This is a genomic window from Nonomuraea deserti, from assembly GCF_004348685.1.
Taxonomy (GTDB): Bacteria; Actinomycetota; Actinomycetes; order Streptosporangiales; family Streptosporangiaceae; genus Nonomuraea; species Nonomuraea deserti.
The window spans coordinates 57,505-71,794 of sequence record NZ_SMKO01000018.1 but is presented as its reverse complement, the minus strand read 5'-3'; the positions used below and the strand labels follow the sequence as shown (position 1 = coordinate 71,794).

Below are 14,290 nucleotides of genomic sequence, written 5' to 3'. Positions count from 1 at the left end.
GATCACAGGCCGAGCGAGCTCACGACCGTCCTTTCGTCGACGACGCGCAGCGCGGGATTGCCCAGCAGCCTCCTGGCCAGGTCGTAGGGCGCGACGACGACGCTCGCGCCCCGCTCCTGGGCGAGCACGCGGCAGCCGACCAGGCTCGGCTCGTGGGCGACCACGACGTGGGCGCCGGACATCATGGCCAGGTCGATCACCCGCAGCCCTCTGAACGGATCGTTGACCGCGCTGATCAGGACGTCGTCCTTGGCGATCGCCACCCGCGCGGCGAGCCTGCGCAGGTCACCCGCCAGCTCGTCGTGGTCGAACACGCGCCGGCCGTCGAACGTGAGCGCCGGGCCCGCCAGCGGCCCGAACTCCACTCTGCGCTCGTCGAGCAGCTCGGCGAACGGCTTGGCCCCCTCGACCGGGCGGAAGGAGTAGACCTGCTCGACCTGCGTGGCGGCGGGGTCGTAGTGGCGCTGGGTGATCATCATGCGGGCGGAGCCGGAGGCCGCGAGCACCGCGACGCCGCCCGCCCAGGCGACGGCGTGGATCGCGACCGGCAGCGTCGCGCCGGGCGGCACGTTGACGATGACCCGCTCGCCGTAGCCCAGGCCCTGGCGGCGCAGGCCCGCCGCGCCACGGGTGACCCGTTTGACGAACGTCGCGTACGACAGCACCTCGCCTGTCCGGACATCGCTCACCGCCGGCCGTTCGCCCCGTGTCGGCGCCGCGGCCATCACCAGCTCTGTCCAGGTCATGCCGTTAATGTAGGGACCCTGGCCAAGATTGCCATGCGCACAATTGTGCAACCGGCTATGTACGTGAGGCCCGCCGTCGTCCCGCTCGCGCTCGCCATCAGAGGGGATCAATTAGACTTAGTGGGTCGCGACTTCGCGCGGCCGCCTCCACGACACAGAGCGAGACCTCATCATGCCTTTGAACAGCCGCGACGACCTGCGGAACATCGCGATCATCGCGCACGTCGACCATGGCAAGACCACGCTGGTCGACGCCATGCTCTGGCAGTCCGGGGCCTTCCGCGCCAACCAGGACGTCGACGACCGCGTCATGGACTCCAACGACCTCGAACGCGAGAAGGGCATCACCATTCTCGCGAAGAACACCGCGGTCAAGCACGGCGGCATGACCATCAACATCATCGACACCCCCGGCCACGCCGACTTCGGCGGCGAGGTCGAGCGCGGGCTCTCCATGGTCGACGGGGTCGTGCTGCTGGTCGACGCCTCCGAAGGGCCGCTGCCGCAGACCCGCTTCGTGCTGCGCAAGGCCCTGTCGGCGAAGATGCCGGTCATCCTGTGCATCAACAAGGTCGACCGCCCCGACGCCCGCATCAAAGAGGTCGTCGACGAGGTCTACGAGCTGTTCATGGATCTCGACGCCACCGAGGAGCAGATCGACTTCCCGATCGTCTACGCCTCGGCCAAGGCGGGCAGGGCCTCCATGGAGCGCCCCGACGACGGCGGCATGCCTGACTCGGAAGACCTCGAGCCGCTGTTCGACATCATCAAGTCGACCATCCCCGCGCCGACCTACGACTCGAGCGCGCCGCTCCAGGCCCACGTCACCAACCTCGACGCCTCCTCCTATCTCGGCCGCATCGCGCTGTGCCGCATCCACCAGGGCGTCATGCGCAAGGGCCAGCAGGTGGCCTGGTGCCGCACCGACGGCACGATCCAGCGCGTGAAGATCACCGAGCTGCTCATGACCGAGGCCCTGGAGCGCAAGCCGGCCGAGGAGGCGGGCCCTGGCGACATCATCGCCATCGCCGGCATCCCCGAGATCATGATCGGCGAGACGCTGGCCGACCCCGACGACCCGCGCCCGCTGCCGCTCATCACGGTCGACGAGCCGGCCATCTCGATGACCATCGGCACCAACACCTCGCCCCTCGTGGGCAAGGTCAAGGGCTCCAAGGTCACCGCGCGCATGGTGAAGGACCGCCTCGAGAAGGAGCTGGTCGGCAACGTCTCGCTCCGGGTGCTGCCCACCGAGCGGCCCGACGCCTGGGAGGTGCAGGGCCGCGGCGAGCTGGCGCTGGCCATCCTGGTCGAGCAGATGCGCCGCGAGGGCTACGAGCTCACCGTCGGCAAGCCGCAGGTGGTCACCAAAGAGATCGACGGCAAGGTGCACGAGCCCGTCGAGCGCCTGACGGTCGACTGCCCGGAAGAATACCTCGGCGCGGTCACCCAGCTCCTGGCGGTGCGCAAGGGCCGCATGGAGCACATGACCAACCACGGCACCGGCTGGATCCGCATGGAGTTCGTGGTCCCGGCGCGCGGCCTGATCGGCTTCCGCACGGAGTTCCTCACCGAGACCCGCGGCACGGGCCTGGTCCACCACGTCTTCGACTCCTACGAGCCCTGGTTCGGCGAGCTGCGCACCCGCAACAACGGCTCGCTGGTGGCCGACAGGTCCGGCCCGGTGACCGCGTTCGCGATGCTCAACCTCCAGGAGCGCGGCACGCTGTTCGTCTCGCCGACGACCGAGGTCTACGAAGGCATGATCATCGGCGAGAACTCCCGGTCCGACGACATGGACGTGAACATCACCAAGGAGAAGAAGCTCACCAACATGCGCTCCTCCACCAGCGAGGAGACGGAGAAGCTGATCCCGCCGCGCGTGCTCTCCCTGGAGCAGGCGCTCGAGTTCATCCGCGAGGACGAATGCGTGGAGATCACTCCTGACGCCGTGCGCATCCGCAAGGTGGTGCTCGACGCCGCCATCCGCGGCCGCGCCGCGGCCCGCGCGAAGCGCGGGTGACCTGACGCCAACGTCTGGGCGCCGGTCGGTGGCGATCGTGGAAGCGGGCCCCGGCCGCGGTTGACGCGTGCGCTGGGGTGCGCCTCAAGCCGGGGGCGGCCCCAGCGGGGCGGCTCAGCAGGGCGGCTCAGCGGGGCGGCAGCTCGCTGCCTCTCACGTGCGTGCAGAGCCACTCGACCAGGGGTCCGAAGTCGCGCCAGGTGCGCGCCACCCGCTCGCGCACCTGCGGCGTGTGCACCCACGGCTCCGGCTCGAACCGCATCCCCGCGTGGAGCGACCGGTGCCGCAGCAGCTCGATGCGGGGATGGCCGGCGTCGAAGCCGCGCGGCCTGGTCTTCAGCCGCTCGCCGTGGAGCGTGTAGCCGGCCGCCTCGAGCGAGCCGATGATCGACTCGAGCGGCTTGCCCGACAGGTCTTCGTCGACGGCCGCGCGATAGCGGGCGACCTGGTCGGAGGCCTTCGTGTAGACGCCGCCCGCGGTGAACAGCCCGGCCGCGCTCAGCTCCACGTAGAGCCCGATGCCCGGCATCAGGTCGACGAAAGCGCCCTGATGCGTTTTGTACGGCGACTTGTCCTTGGCGAAGCGCACGTCACGATAGGGCCGGAAGAGCTGCGCCGGCCCGAACTCCGCGGCCAGCTCGTCGGCGAGCGCCAGCATCGGCTCTCGCACGGCCTCCTCGTAGAGCTGTTTGTGCCGGCCGAAATAGGTCTTCGAATTGTCAGCCTCGAGACCCTCGTAGAACAGGAACGCCTCGTCGGGAAAGCCGGTGAACCCCATGTGGTCAAGCCTGCCACGCCGCCCGGACGCCCCGGGTCACCGCCTCATGTACTTTCTCCCCGGCGCCGGGCCCCGGTCCCCGTACAGCTCGGAGACCGTGACGAACGTGAAGCCCCTTCTCTCGAGCGCGTCGAGCAGGGCGGGCACGGCTTTCACGGTGGTGCGGTGGATGTCGTGCATGAGGATGATCGATCCGGGGGAGGCCCGGCCTGCCCGCCTGGCCACGACCTTGGGCGTCCGGTCCCGCCAGTCGAAGGTGTCGACGTTCCACAGGATCTGGGCCATGCCCGTGCGGCGTGCCTCGGCCGCGACGCGCCGGTCCGTCAGCCCGTACGGCGGCCGCATCACCCGCATCCTGACCCCGGTGAGCCGGCGCACGAGGCGGCCGGTGTGCCGCAGCTCCCGGTGGAGCTCCTTCCGCGTCAGCTCCGACAGCGCCTGGTGGCTCCAGGAGTGGTTGCCGATCTCATGCCCGTCGGCCACGATGCGCTGGACGGCTCGCCTGCCGCCGGCGGCCACCATCTCCCCGACCACGAAGAACGTCGCCCTGACGTCGTGCGCGTTCAGCAGGGCGAGCAGCCGGCCCGTGTGCTCGCCCGGGCCGTCGTCGAAGGTCAGGGCCACGCACTTGGCCAGCGCGCAGTCGACGTGGCGCGGCCAGTCGGCCTGCATCGACGCCAGCCGCCTGGCCAGGACGGAGGGCTCGATCGGCGGCGGCTGGACGGGCACGATCGGGAGCGCCGGGGGATGGGCGTGCACCACCACCTGGGTGGCGAAGCTCACCAGAGCCAACAGGGCCAGCGGCAGAGCCCACCCGCGCATGCGTCCCCCCGAAACACCGCGTACGGGGGGCTACGGATAGTCCTGGGCCGGTTTCCCCCGCAGTTCCCTGACCAGGTCGTCCCACCAGGGTGGGATATCGGCCTGCAGTTCTTTGGAGCGGCGCGCCACGCGCATGGCACATCCGGCCGGATCCGTACCCAGATGCCGACGTTTCACCGGCCCTTCCTGCCAACGGTAAAAGCCATCCCTATAGCGCACGACCAGGCCTATCCACACCGAGACGGTCGCATCGTCGCCCACGTCGTACGCGCTGGTGACGCCCAGACCGTGGAGCTCCGCCTGGAGCTTCTCCGTCGCCGCTCGGGCCTCATTCACACGCCACCCCCTGCCGACGTTCCGCGCACACCAGGGATGTACCCAAACAACGGGCGTCCCCGACGCGGCGGGCTCAGGTGAAGCTCATTGGTCGTGCGTCTCGCGGGGCTCGGCGACCACCATGATGAACCTGAGCTCCTCTTCGCCCCTGTTCGCATAGCGATGGGGGCGATCGGCGGTGAAGAGCACCGCGTCGTCCCTGCCGATCGTGTGGCTCTTGCCGTAGACCGTGATCGTCAGCTCGCCGTCGAGCACGGTCAGCATCTCGCGGGTGCCCGGCGGGTGGGCGTCGCCGTCGTGGTGCTCGCCGGGGGCCAGCCGCCAGTCCCACAACTCCAGGATCATCGGCACGTCCGCGCCCACCAGCAGGCGGGCCTGCACGTCGCCCTGGCGGAACGTGACCACGTCGGCCTTGTCGATGACGCGCACCATGGGCACGTCGGCGACCTCGACGAGCCGTGCCACGGTGACGCCCAGGGCGGAGGCGATCCTGGTGAGCGTGGAGACGCTCGGGTTGGTCCGGCCCTGCTCCACCTGGACGAGCATCCCCCTGCTCACCCCCGACCTGGCGGCCAGCGCGTCGAGCGTCAGCCCGCGGTGCGAGCGCTGGGCGCGGACGTTGTTGGCGATGGCCTGGGTGATCAGCTCGGGGTCCTCCATGGAGTGCAGTGTAGTGAAATCCTTTTGCACCCTGTTGCACCTAATGTGTTGTACTAAGAGTTCAGTCTGTTGGACTGGAAGAGGTGAGAGATGACGGTGATCCTGGCGGCCGCCTGCGCGGTGGTCTACGGCACGGCCGACTTCTTCGGCGGCCTGGCCACCAAACGGACCCAGGTGCTGTCGGTCGTCGTGCTGTCGCAGATCGCCGGCCTGGCGCTGATCCTCGGCCTGCTGCCGCTGCTGCCCGGCGCCTTCAGCGACACGGCGCTGTCATGGGGCCTGGCCGCCGGCATGTCGGGCGCGGCCGGGCTGGTGCTGTTCTACCGGGCGCTGGCCACGGGCGTCATGTCGGTCGTCGCGCCGACGACCGCGGTCACCTCGGCCGCGCTGCCCGTCGTGTTCGGGCTGGCGATCGGCGAGCGGCCGGTGTTCTGGGCGCTGGTCGGGGTCGCGCTCGCGCTGGGCTCGGTGCTGCTGGTCAGCCAGGACAGCTCCGGCGGCGGGCACGGCCCGTTCACCTCGGTGGCGGCGGCGCTGGCCGCGGGCGCCGGGTTCGGCGGATTCTTCATCCTGCTCTCCATGGCCCCGCACGAGTCCGGCCTGTGGCCGCTGGTCGGCGCCAGGCTCTCGTCCGTGACCACGGTGGCCCTGCTCGCCCTGATCACCCGGCGGGCGCTCAGACCGCGGTCAGGGTCGTTGCGCATCATCGTCGCGGCCGGCGTGCTCGATATGACGGCGAACGTGCTCTTCCTGCTGGCCCAGCAGGACGGCCTGCTCAGCCTCGTCGCCGTGCTCGTCTCCCTCTACCCCGCCAGCACCCTGCTGCTGGCCCGCCACGTGCTCGGCGAGCGCCTGCGGGCCGTCCAGGTGACCGGTGTTGCCTGCGCGCTGGGGGCGGTCGCGCTGATAGCCGTTGCACAGCACCCCTAGCCTTGCTACGTTTCGCCCGTGCGCCCTGATCGGGCACGTTCCGGTGATGAGTCGTTGAGGCACGTCGCGGTGCCGTACGCCACGGATGAGGCGCTCCTGAGCGTCACCGTCCCGCGCGTGCGCGCGGCGCTGGGCGAGGGCAGGCGGGTCCTGGTGATCACGGGCCCGGCCAATTCCGGGCTGCTCGCCGACGCCCTGGGCCGCGACGCCGGCCGCGTCGACCACCGCGACGCCTCCTCCTGGTACGCCCATCCCTACCGGACGCTGGCCGCGCTGCACGACTACACGCGCGACCACGGCACGTTCGTCATCGGCGAACCCGGATGGGAGGGCAGGAGCGCGCGCGAGGTCAGGGAGCTCATCCGCTACGAGTCGGTGGTCAACGCCGCGCTCCGGGCGCGGCCGGCGATCCTGTGGTGCCTGTACGACGTGCGGAAGGTCCCCGCGGACGTGCTCGATCACACCCAGGTCACCCATCCCCTGCTGCTCGGCCCCGAGGGCGAGGCGGCCGGCGCCCGGTTCGTGAACCCGCACGACCTCGTCCTGGACACCGATCGGGCGCCCCTGCCCGAGCCGCGCGGCGACGCCAAGACGTTCGGGTTCACCGCGCGCGAGCTGAAGCGGCTGCGCCGGACCGTCGGCGACTACGCCAGGGCGGCCGGCATGGACGGCGACCTGACCACGTCGCTCGTGCTCAGCGCGTCGGAGATCGCGGCCAACAGCATCGAGCACGGCGCCGGGCACGGCACGGTCACGATGTGGGTGGAGGACGGGGAGCTCGTCTGCGAGATCGCCGAACCGGGCGGCGCGCTCCACGACCCGCTACCCGGCTACATACCACCCGAGCCCGGATCCCCCAGGGGATACGGGCTCTGGATCAGCCGGCAGCTGTGCGATCTCGTCGAGTTACGGGCGGAAGGCGGCCTGTTACGCGTCCGCCTCCATCTCGCCATGGGGTCCTAGGCGGCGGCGCTCTGCGCGGGGACGCGGACGGCGCCCTCCTCGCGGGCGTACTCCTCCAGCATGCCGCGCAGCTGGCGGCGGCCGCGGTGGAGGCGCGACATCACGGTGCCGATCGGCGTGCCCATGCGCTCAGCGATCTCCTTGTACGCGAAGCCCTCGACGTCGGCCAGGTAGACGGCCACGCGGAAGTCCTCGGGCAGGCTGCGCAGGGCGTTCATCACGATGTTGTCGGGGAGCCGGTCGAGCGCCTCGTTCTCGGCGGAGCGCAGCCCGGTCGAGGAGTGCGACTCGGCGGCGTGCAGCTGCCAGTCCTCGATGTCCTCGGCTGCGGACAGCTTGGGAGAGCGCTGCTTCTTGCGGTAGTCGTTAATGAAGTTGTTGGTCAGAATCCGGTGCAACCACGCCTTGAGGTTGGTGCCCTCGCGGAACTGGTGGTAGGACGTGTACGCCTTCGCCACCGTCTCCTGCACCAGATCCTCCGCGTCGGCGGTGTTGCGAGTCAGGCGCATGGCGGAGGCGAACAGCTGCGACGTCACGGGCACGACATCCCGTTCGAACCAGTCCTGACGCTGCTCATCGGTCATAGTGATCAAATCAATCCCCCTTGCGCTATCCCCCGTTTCGGCACAAGCCGCCTGACAGCGGTTCCATCATCGCAAGCACCAGGTAAGGGGCGCGTTAGTGCGGTTCGGCCTTGGCCAGAAGGGGTTTCCGTCCATCTGCTCGCGGCGTGCGTGGTCACGTCCACGGCCGGACAAGTCTCATTATCATAACACTACCCACCCAATATCACAGTAAGAGTGGCAAGAGTCACATGGGATAGCGTATGAGCATGAGCTTCGTCGACCGCCACGACCCCGGCACCCGCCGCTGGGTGGCCGAGGCCATACGGAAGGTCGAGGCCGACGCCAACCGTAGTTGCGACACACATCTGCACGTCTTTCCGCTGCCCTCGGACTGGGGTGTAAACCTCTACTTGAAAGACGAGTCGGTGCACCCCACAGGTTCACTCAAACATCGGCTCGCTCGTTCTCTCTTCCTCTATGGCCTGGCCAACGGCTGGATCGGGCCCGCCACGACCGTCGTCGAGGCGTCGAGCGGATCCACCGCCGTCAGCGAGGCCTATTTCGCCCGGCTGCTCGGCCTGCCCTTCATCGCCGTCATGCCCGCGTCCACGTCGCCGGAGAAGTGCCACCTCATCGAGTTCTACGGTGGGAAGTGTCATCTCGTGAGCGATCCGGGTGCGATCTATGAGGAATCTCACCGCCTGGCCGCCGAGACCGGCGGGCACTTCATGGATCAGTTCACCTACGCGGAGCGGGCGACCGACTGGCGCGGGAACAACAACATCGCCGAGTCCATCTATTCCCAGATGTCCATGGAACCCTACCCGGTGCCCGCGTGGATCGTGGTCGGCGCCGGCACCGGCGGCACGTCCTCCACCATCGGCCGCTACATCCGCTACCGCCGCCACGCCACCCGCCTGGCCGTCGCCGACCCCGAGGGGTCGGCCTTCTACCCGAGCTGGGTCTCCGGCGACACCACGGTCACCGCGCCGGGCTCCCGCATCGAGGGCATCGGCCGCCCCCGCGTGGAGCCCTCCTTCCAGCCGGCCGTCATCGACCGCATGATCGCCGTGCCGGACGCCCGCTCGATCGCCGCCATGCACTGGACCCGCGAGGTGACCGGCCTCCACGTGGGCGGATCGACGGGGACGAACATGGCGGCCTGCGTGGGCCTCATCGCGGAGATGCGCGAGTCGGGCGAGCGGGGCAGCATCGTCACGCTGGTCTGCGACAGCGGCGACCGCTACGAGGGCACGTACGGCGACCCGAGCTGGCTCGCCCGGCAGGGCCTGGACGTCGCTCCCCACCTGGGGGAGCTGCGCGCGTTCCTGCCCCGGTAGAGGCGTCAGGAGGCGGGTCTGGCGGGATCGACGGCGAAGAACTTCGCCACGTCGTCCAGCATGGCGTGCGCCCCCTGGATGCCCACAGCGCTCATCCAGGTCAGGTCGCTCACCTCGTGCTTGTCGCCCTTGAGCTTGCCCCACAGCGGGTTGTTCACGAACTTCTCCTTGGGCCCGTCAGACGACGGATCCGGATATGTCGCGACGAAGATCTGGTCGGCGTCCAGCTCCGCGATCCGCTCCTGGCTGACGTCCACGGCGATGGCGTCCTTCGCGGTCGGCTGGCTCTCCGGCCGGGGGAACCCGACGTCCTTCAAGACCACGCCGGAGTACGAGTTCTCCACGTAGAGCCGGGTCGTCGGCTCGCCGGCGAAGCGCACGACGGAGATCGTCGGCAGTTCGCCGTCCTTCTTCTTGATCGCCGCACCGATCGCGGCGGCACGCTCCTCGTACTCCTTGATCCTGGCGTCGGCGAGCGTCTCCTTGCCCAGGGCCTGACCCATGAGCCGGAGGTTCTCCTTCCAGATGGCCCCTGTGGTCTCGCTGAAGACCGTGGGCGCGATCTTGGAGAGCTTCTCGTACAGCGCCTCGTGGCGGACCTTGGCCGAGACGATCAGGTCGGGCTTGAGCGCGATGATCTTCTCCAGACTCGGCTGCTCCAGCGTCCCGACCGGAGTGGCCTGCTTGCCGTACCGCTCGGCGACGGCCCCGAGATAGCCGGGAAGCTCAGTGTCGATCGACCGGTAGGTGGTGTAGCCCACCACCGGCGTCTCCAGGGTGAGCACCGCGTCGACGAAGCTCTGGTCGAGCGCCACCACCCGCTTCGGCTGCTCCGGGATCACCGTCTCGCCCATGACGTGCTTGACGGTCCTGAAGGGGGCACTCGGCGCGGGGGCGTCCGCGGGCTCCGCGGAACCGCAGGCGGCGAGCCCCACGGCCAGGACAGCGCAGACCAGCGCGCGCAACGGTCTCATCAGCACCCTCTCGGTCAAAATAAGGCAAACCTAATTTAGGTTAGCCCTGCCTAAGCTGGCATACTGCACCGGGATCCGGCAAACATCGAGGAGGGCACGGGTGAGCGCAACGGCCGTCGCCCCCCGGCTTCGTGGCGTCCGCCACCGGCGGCTCACGGTCCTGTCCGTGCTGCTCGCCGCCGTGGTCGCCGCCGTGGTGCTGAGCGTCACCATCGGCTCCAAGTCCGTGCCGCTCACCGACGCCTGGCACGCGCTCACCGCGCCGACCGGCACCGAGAACGACATCGTCATCCGCGCGCTGCGCGTCCCCAGGACGGTCCTCGGCGTGCTCGCCGGAGTCGCGCTCGGCGTGGCCGGCGCGCTCATGCAGGGCCACACCCGCAACCCGCTCGCCGACCCCGGCCTGCTCGGAGTCACGCAGGGGGCGGCGTTCGCGATGGTGTCGTCGATCGTCCTGCTCGGCGTCTCCAGCCTGCTCGGCTACATCTGGTTCGGTCTGGCGGGGGCGCTGGTGGCCAGCGTCGCGGTGTTCGCGCTCGGCATGACGGGCGGCAAGGGCAGCCCGACCCCGGTCACGCTGGCGCTCGCGGGCACCGCCGTGAGCGCCTTCCTCTACGCGCTGACCTCGGCCATCGTGCTGCTGGACGAGCAGGCGATGGACGTCTTCCGCTTCTGGCAGGCGGGCTCGATCGCGGCCAGGGGCGCCGACGTCGTCTGGCAGGTGCTGCCGTTCATCCTGGTGGGCCTCGTGCTGGCGGCGGTCAACGCCCCGGGGCTCAACGCCCTGTCGCTCGGCGAGGACGTCGCCAGGAGCCTCGGCCAGAACATCCCCGTGACCCGCGCCGTCGGCGTCGCCGCCGTCACCCTGCTGTCGGGCGCGTCGGTCGCCGCCTGCGGATCGCTGGCGTTCGTCGGGCTCATCGTGCCGCACCTGACCCGTCCGCTGTCAGGCACCGACCACCGGTGGCTGCTGCCGTACTCCGGGCTCGTCGGCGCCGCGCTGCTGCTGGTCGCCGACGTGGTCGGGCGCGTGGTGGCCCCGCCGGGAGAGCTGGAGGTCGGTGTGGTGCTCGCGCTGCTCGGGGCGCCGTTCTTCGTCGCCCTGGTGCGGCGCAGGAAGCCGGTGCGCCTGTGACCACTCTCCCCCTGCGCGTCGCCGGCCTGTCCTGGCAGGTACGCCCGCGCGCCGTCGTGCTCACCCTGACGGGGCTGGTCCTGCTCGCCCTGCTCATGGCCCTGAACATGCGCATCGGCGACATCGAGATGAGCATCGCCGGCGTGGTCGCCGGCACGTTCGACGTCAACGACCCGGGCCACTTCGTCATCATGGAGCTGCGCCTGCCCCGCGCGCTCACCGGCGCCCTCGTCGGCGCGGCGCTCGCGCTGTCCGGGGCGATCATCCAGTCCATCGCCCGCAACCCCCTGGCCAGCCCCGAGATCCTCGGCGTCACCACCGGCGCCTCCGTCACGGTCGTGGCCGGCGTGGTGGCCAGCGGCAGCGTCTACGGCGGCGTGAGCGGCCTGCTGTCCACCCTCGGCATCCCCGCGCTCGCCCTGCTCGGCGGCCTGCTCGGCGCCGCCGTCGTCTACGGGCTGGCATGGCGGCGCGGCCTGGACGGCTACCGCCTGGTGCTGGTCGGCATCGGCGTGGCCGCCGTGTTCACCAACGTCAAGTTCTGGCTCCTCACGGTCGGCGACGTCAACGACACCAGCCGCGCCATGATCTGGATCAGCGGCTCGCTCAACGGCCGGGGCTGGGAGCACGTGACACCCACGGCGCTGGCCCTGGCCGTGCTGGTGCCGCTGACCCTGCTCGGCACCCGCTCGCTCGACGCCCTGCGCTTCGGCGACGACACGGTCACCGCCCTCGGCGTCCGCATGAATCCGGCCCGCGCCCTGCTGATCCTGGCCGCCGTGCTGCTGGCCGCCGTGGCCACCGCCTCCGCCGGCCCGATCGCGTTCGTGGCCCTCGCCTCGCCACAGATCGCGCTCAGGCTGGTCCGGTCAGGCCGGCCGCCCCTGGTGTGCTCGGCGGTCATCGGCGGCGTGCTCACCACGGGCGCCGACCTGATCGCGCGCACCGCGTTCTCCCCGCTCGAGCTGCCCGTCGGCATCGTCACCGCCGTGCTGGGCGCCCCCTACCTGATCCATCTGATCTGGAGGTCACGCAAGTGAGACTGCAGGCCGCCGACCTCAGGCTCGGGTACGGCGAGCGCGTCGTCGTCGACGGGCTCGACCTCGGCATCGAGGCGGGCACCGTGACCACCATCATCGGCCCGAACGGCTGCGGCAAGTCCACCCTGCTGCGCGCGCTCGGCCGCCTGCTCAAGCCGCAGGGCGGCGAGGTACTGCTCGACGGCAAGCGCATCGACAAGATCCCCACCCGCGAGGTCGCCAAGATCCTCGGCATGCTCCCCCAGGCGCCCGTCGCCCCCGAAGGGCTGACCGTGGCCGACCTGGTGGCCAGGGGCCGGCATCCGCACCAGACGTGGTACCGGCAGTGGTCCTCCGACGACGAGGGCGCGGTCACCGCGGCGCTGGACATGACGGGCCTGGCCGACCTGGCGGAACGGCCGCTGGACGAGCTGTCGGGCGGGCAGCGGCAGCGGGCGTGGATCTCCATGGCCCTGGCCCAGGGCACCGACCTGCTGCTGCTCGACGAGCCCACGACCTTCCTCGATCTCGCCCACCAGGTGGAGGTGCTGGAGCTCGTACGCCACCTGCACCAGCGGGCCGGCCGCACGGTCGTCATGGTCCTCCACGACCTCAACCTGGCCGCCCGCTACGCCGACCGGCTGGTGGCCATGCGCGCCGGGCAGGTGATTTCCTCGGGCACCCCGCACGAGGTGCTGACCGAGGAGCTGCTGCGCGAGGTGTTCGAGCTGGACGCCAAGGTCATCGAGGATCCGGTGGCCGGGACTCCCCTGGTGGTGCCGATCGGCCCGCGCTCCCGTCCCGCAGAGCGGGAAGCCTGAGCCGGCCCAGCGGCGTGTGCGACACGACGGCGGCGATGGCCAGCCAGCCCACCCCCGCGGCGACCATCAGCGCGTACGCGTTGCGCGTCTCCGACTCGAACACGCCCGTGGCCAGCGACGCGAGCGGGATGGACAGGAAGGCGATCATCCTGGCCGTGCCGAGCACCCGTCCGAGCAGATGGTCGGGGACGAGCAGCTGGCGCACGGTCGCGACGGCCACGATCGACGTCCCCGCCGCGGCGAACTGCCCCAGCCAGGCGAGCCCGATCGGCACGGGGCCGCGCGCCACGATCATGGCCAGCATCGACAGGCCGCCCGCGGCCACGGCCCAGCAGATCACCCGACCCGGCGGATACCTGCGCAGCAACCGGCTGCCGAGCACCGCCCCGAGCACCGCGCCCGCCCCCTGGAAGGCGTAGACGACGCCGATCTCCCCCGGCGTGAACCCGTGGTACGAGCTGAGATAGTAGACGAGCCCGGCCAGCAGCAGCCAGACCCCGAAGTTGCACGCCGCGGTCGCGAGCGCGGTGGTGAGCACCACCTTGTCGCCGCGTAAGAGGAAGCTGAGGCCCTCCCGGATGTCCGCGAGCATGGACCGGCCGCGTCTCGTCAGCGCGCCCCGCGCCGCCCTGACAGGCCAGATCAGCAGGGCCGACAGCACGAACGTGCCCGCGTCCACGTAGATCGCGGCCTGGTGGCCGAGGCCCACGACGAGCGCGCCGCCGACCACGGGGCCGACCATGTTCACCGCGTGCTCGCCCATGTGGAGCCGCGCGTTCGCCTGCGGCAGCCGCTCCACCGGGACCAGCGAGGGCACCATCGAGCGGAACGCGGGCTGGTAGAGGGGATCGACGCAGGCCAGCAGGAACGCCACCGCGTAGATCGCCCAGAGCTGCCGCACGCCGGCCGTCACGATGACCGCGAGCAGCACGGTGACCGCACCGGAGATCAGGTCGCCGAGCACGAGCACGCGCCGCCGGTCGACCCGGTCCGCGAGCACCCCGCCGAGCATGCCGAGCGCGACGTACGGCAGGTATTCCATGGCGTACACGAGCCCGGTGCCGAACGCGGAGCCGGTCAGGTCGTAGACCAGGAGCGGCAGGGCCAGCCGGTAGATCCAGGTGCCGAGCGAGGAGGCGAGGAACGCGCTGAGCAGCAGCCAGTAGCGCCGTCCCAT

The 14,290-nt window shown here is 70.5% G+C and carries 15 protein-coding genes; 7 read left to right on the top strand and 8 right to left on the bottom strand.

Annotated elements, in window-relative coordinates:
• Positions 1-2: 2 nt before the first annotated feature.
• Positions 3-746 (bottom strand): AMP-binding protein, encoded by a 744-nt coding sequence (locus E1292_RS10580; protein WP_132594515.1) that lies wholly within the window; start codon positions 744-746, stop codon positions 3-5.
• A 172-nt stretch (positions 747-918) separates the two neighbouring features.
• On the opposite strand from E1292_RS10580, the gene typA reads away from it, so the two are divergent.
• Positions 919-2,769, top strand: coding sequence for a translational GTPase TypA (gene typA / locus E1292_RS10575; protein ID WP_132594513.1), 1,851 nt, complete (start codon positions 919-921; stop codon positions 2,767-2,769).
• 127 nt (positions 2,770-2,896) lie between these two features.
• On the opposite strand, the gene E1292_RS10570 is transcribed toward typA, so the two are convergent.
• The 4 genes from E1292_RS10570 to E1292_RS10555 all read right to left on the bottom strand — a co-directional run bounded on the left by E1292_RS10570 (position 2,897) and on the right by E1292_RS10555 (position 5,365).
• Positions 2,897-3,547 carry a DUF2461 domain-containing protein gene (locus E1292_RS10570; protein ID WP_132594511.1) on the bottom strand — a complete coding sequence of 217 codons (651 nt, stop codon included), beginning with the start codon at positions 3,545-3,547 and terminating at the stop codon, positions 2,897-2,899.
• 36 nt (positions 3,548-3,583) lie between these two features.
• Positions 3,584-4,369 (bottom strand): polysaccharide deacetylase family protein, encoded by a 786-nt coding sequence (locus E1292_RS10565; RefSeq protein WP_132594509.1) that lies wholly within the window; start codon positions 4,367-4,369, stop codon positions 3,584-3,586.
• Positions 4,370-4,399: 30 nt separating this feature from the next.
• A complete protein-coding gene (locus tag E1292_RS10560) occupies positions 4,400-4,705 on the bottom strand; it encodes a hypothetical protein (RefSeq protein WP_132594507.1) in 306 nt (101 codons plus the stop codon).
• An 84-nt stretch (positions 4,706-4,789) separates the two neighbouring features.
• Positions 4,790-5,365, bottom strand: coding sequence for a helix-turn-helix domain-containing protein (locus E1292_RS10555; RefSeq protein WP_132594505.1), 576 nt, complete (start codon positions 5,363-5,365; stop codon positions 4,790-4,792).
• Between the two features lie 90 nt (positions 5,366-5,455).
• Here E1292_RS10555 and E1292_RS10550 point away from each other — a divergent pair, with 90 nt between their 5' ends.
• Together E1292_RS10550 and E1292_RS10545 are read left to right on the top strand one after the other, a co-directional pair.
• Entirely contained in the window at positions 5,456-6,295 is an 840-nt protein-coding gene (locus tag E1292_RS10550; RefSeq protein WP_132594502.1) for an EamA family transporter, read from the top strand.
• A 54-nt stretch (positions 6,296-6,349) separates the two neighbouring features.
• Positions 6,350-7,258 carry a sensor histidine kinase gene (locus tag E1292_RS10545; RefSeq protein WP_165974471.1) on the top strand — a complete coding sequence of 303 codons (909 nt, stop codon included), beginning with the start codon at positions 6,350-6,352 and terminating at the stop codon, positions 7,256-7,258.
• Here E1292_RS10545 and E1292_RS10540 read toward each other — a convergent pair.
• Positions 7,255-7,842 carry a sigma-70 family RNA polymerase sigma factor gene (locus E1292_RS10540; protein WP_165974470.1) on the bottom strand — a complete coding sequence of 196 codons (588 nt, stop codon included), beginning with the start codon at positions 7,840-7,842 and terminating at the stop codon, positions 7,255-7,257. The two genes, E1292_RS10545 and E1292_RS10540, sit on opposite strands and share 4 nt — an antisense overlap.
• 248 nt (positions 7,843-8,090) lie before the next feature.
• On the opposite strand from E1292_RS10540, the gene E1292_RS10535 reads away from it, so the two are divergent.
• On the top strand, positions 8,091-9,164 hold the full coding sequence (locus E1292_RS10535; protein ID WP_132594498.1) for a PLP-dependent cysteine synthase family protein: 1,074 nt from the start codon (positions 8,091-8,093) through the stop codon (positions 9,162-9,164).
• A 5-nt stretch (positions 9,165-9,169) separates the two neighbouring features.
• Here the strand turns inward: E1292_RS10535 and E1292_RS10530 are convergent, their stop codons facing one another.
• Positions 9,170-10,138 carry an ABC transporter substrate-binding protein gene (locus tag E1292_RS10530; protein ID WP_132594496.1) on the bottom strand — a complete coding sequence of 323 codons (969 nt, stop codon included), beginning with the start codon at positions 10,136-10,138 and terminating at the stop codon, positions 9,170-9,172.
• Positions 10,139-10,238: 100 nt separating this feature from the next.
• Here E1292_RS10530 and E1292_RS10525 point away from each other — a divergent pair, with 100 nt between their 5' ends.
• The 3 genes from E1292_RS10525 to E1292_RS10515 are packed head-to-tail and all read left to right on the top strand — an operon-like array spanning position 10,239 to position 13,113.
• Positions 10,239-11,273, top strand: coding sequence for a FecCD family ABC transporter permease (locus E1292_RS10525; RefSeq protein ID WP_132594494.1), 1,035 nt, complete (start codon positions 10,239-10,241; stop codon positions 11,271-11,273).
• Positions 11,270-12,313 (top strand): FecCD family ABC transporter permease, encoded by a 1,044-nt coding sequence (locus E1292_RS10520; RefSeq protein WP_246090039.1) that lies wholly within the window; start codon positions 11,270-11,272, stop codon positions 12,311-12,313. The genes E1292_RS10525 and E1292_RS10520 overlap by 4 nt, the downstream gene beginning before the upstream one ends.
• Positions 12,310-13,113, top strand: a complete 804-nt coding sequence (locus tag E1292_RS10515) for an ABC transporter ATP-binding protein (protein WP_181958211.1) — start codon at positions 12,310-12,312, stop codon at positions 13,111-13,113. The genes E1292_RS10520 and E1292_RS10515 overlap by 4 nt, the downstream gene beginning before the upstream one ends.
• On the opposite strand, the gene E1292_RS10510 is transcribed toward E1292_RS10515, so the two are convergent.
• Positions 13,034-14,290 carry an MFS transporter gene (locus E1292_RS10510; protein ID WP_132594492.1) on the bottom strand — a complete coding sequence of 419 codons (1,257 nt, stop codon included), beginning with the start codon at positions 14,288-14,290 and terminating at the stop codon, positions 13,034-13,036. The genes E1292_RS10515 and E1292_RS10510 overlap by 80 nt on opposite strands.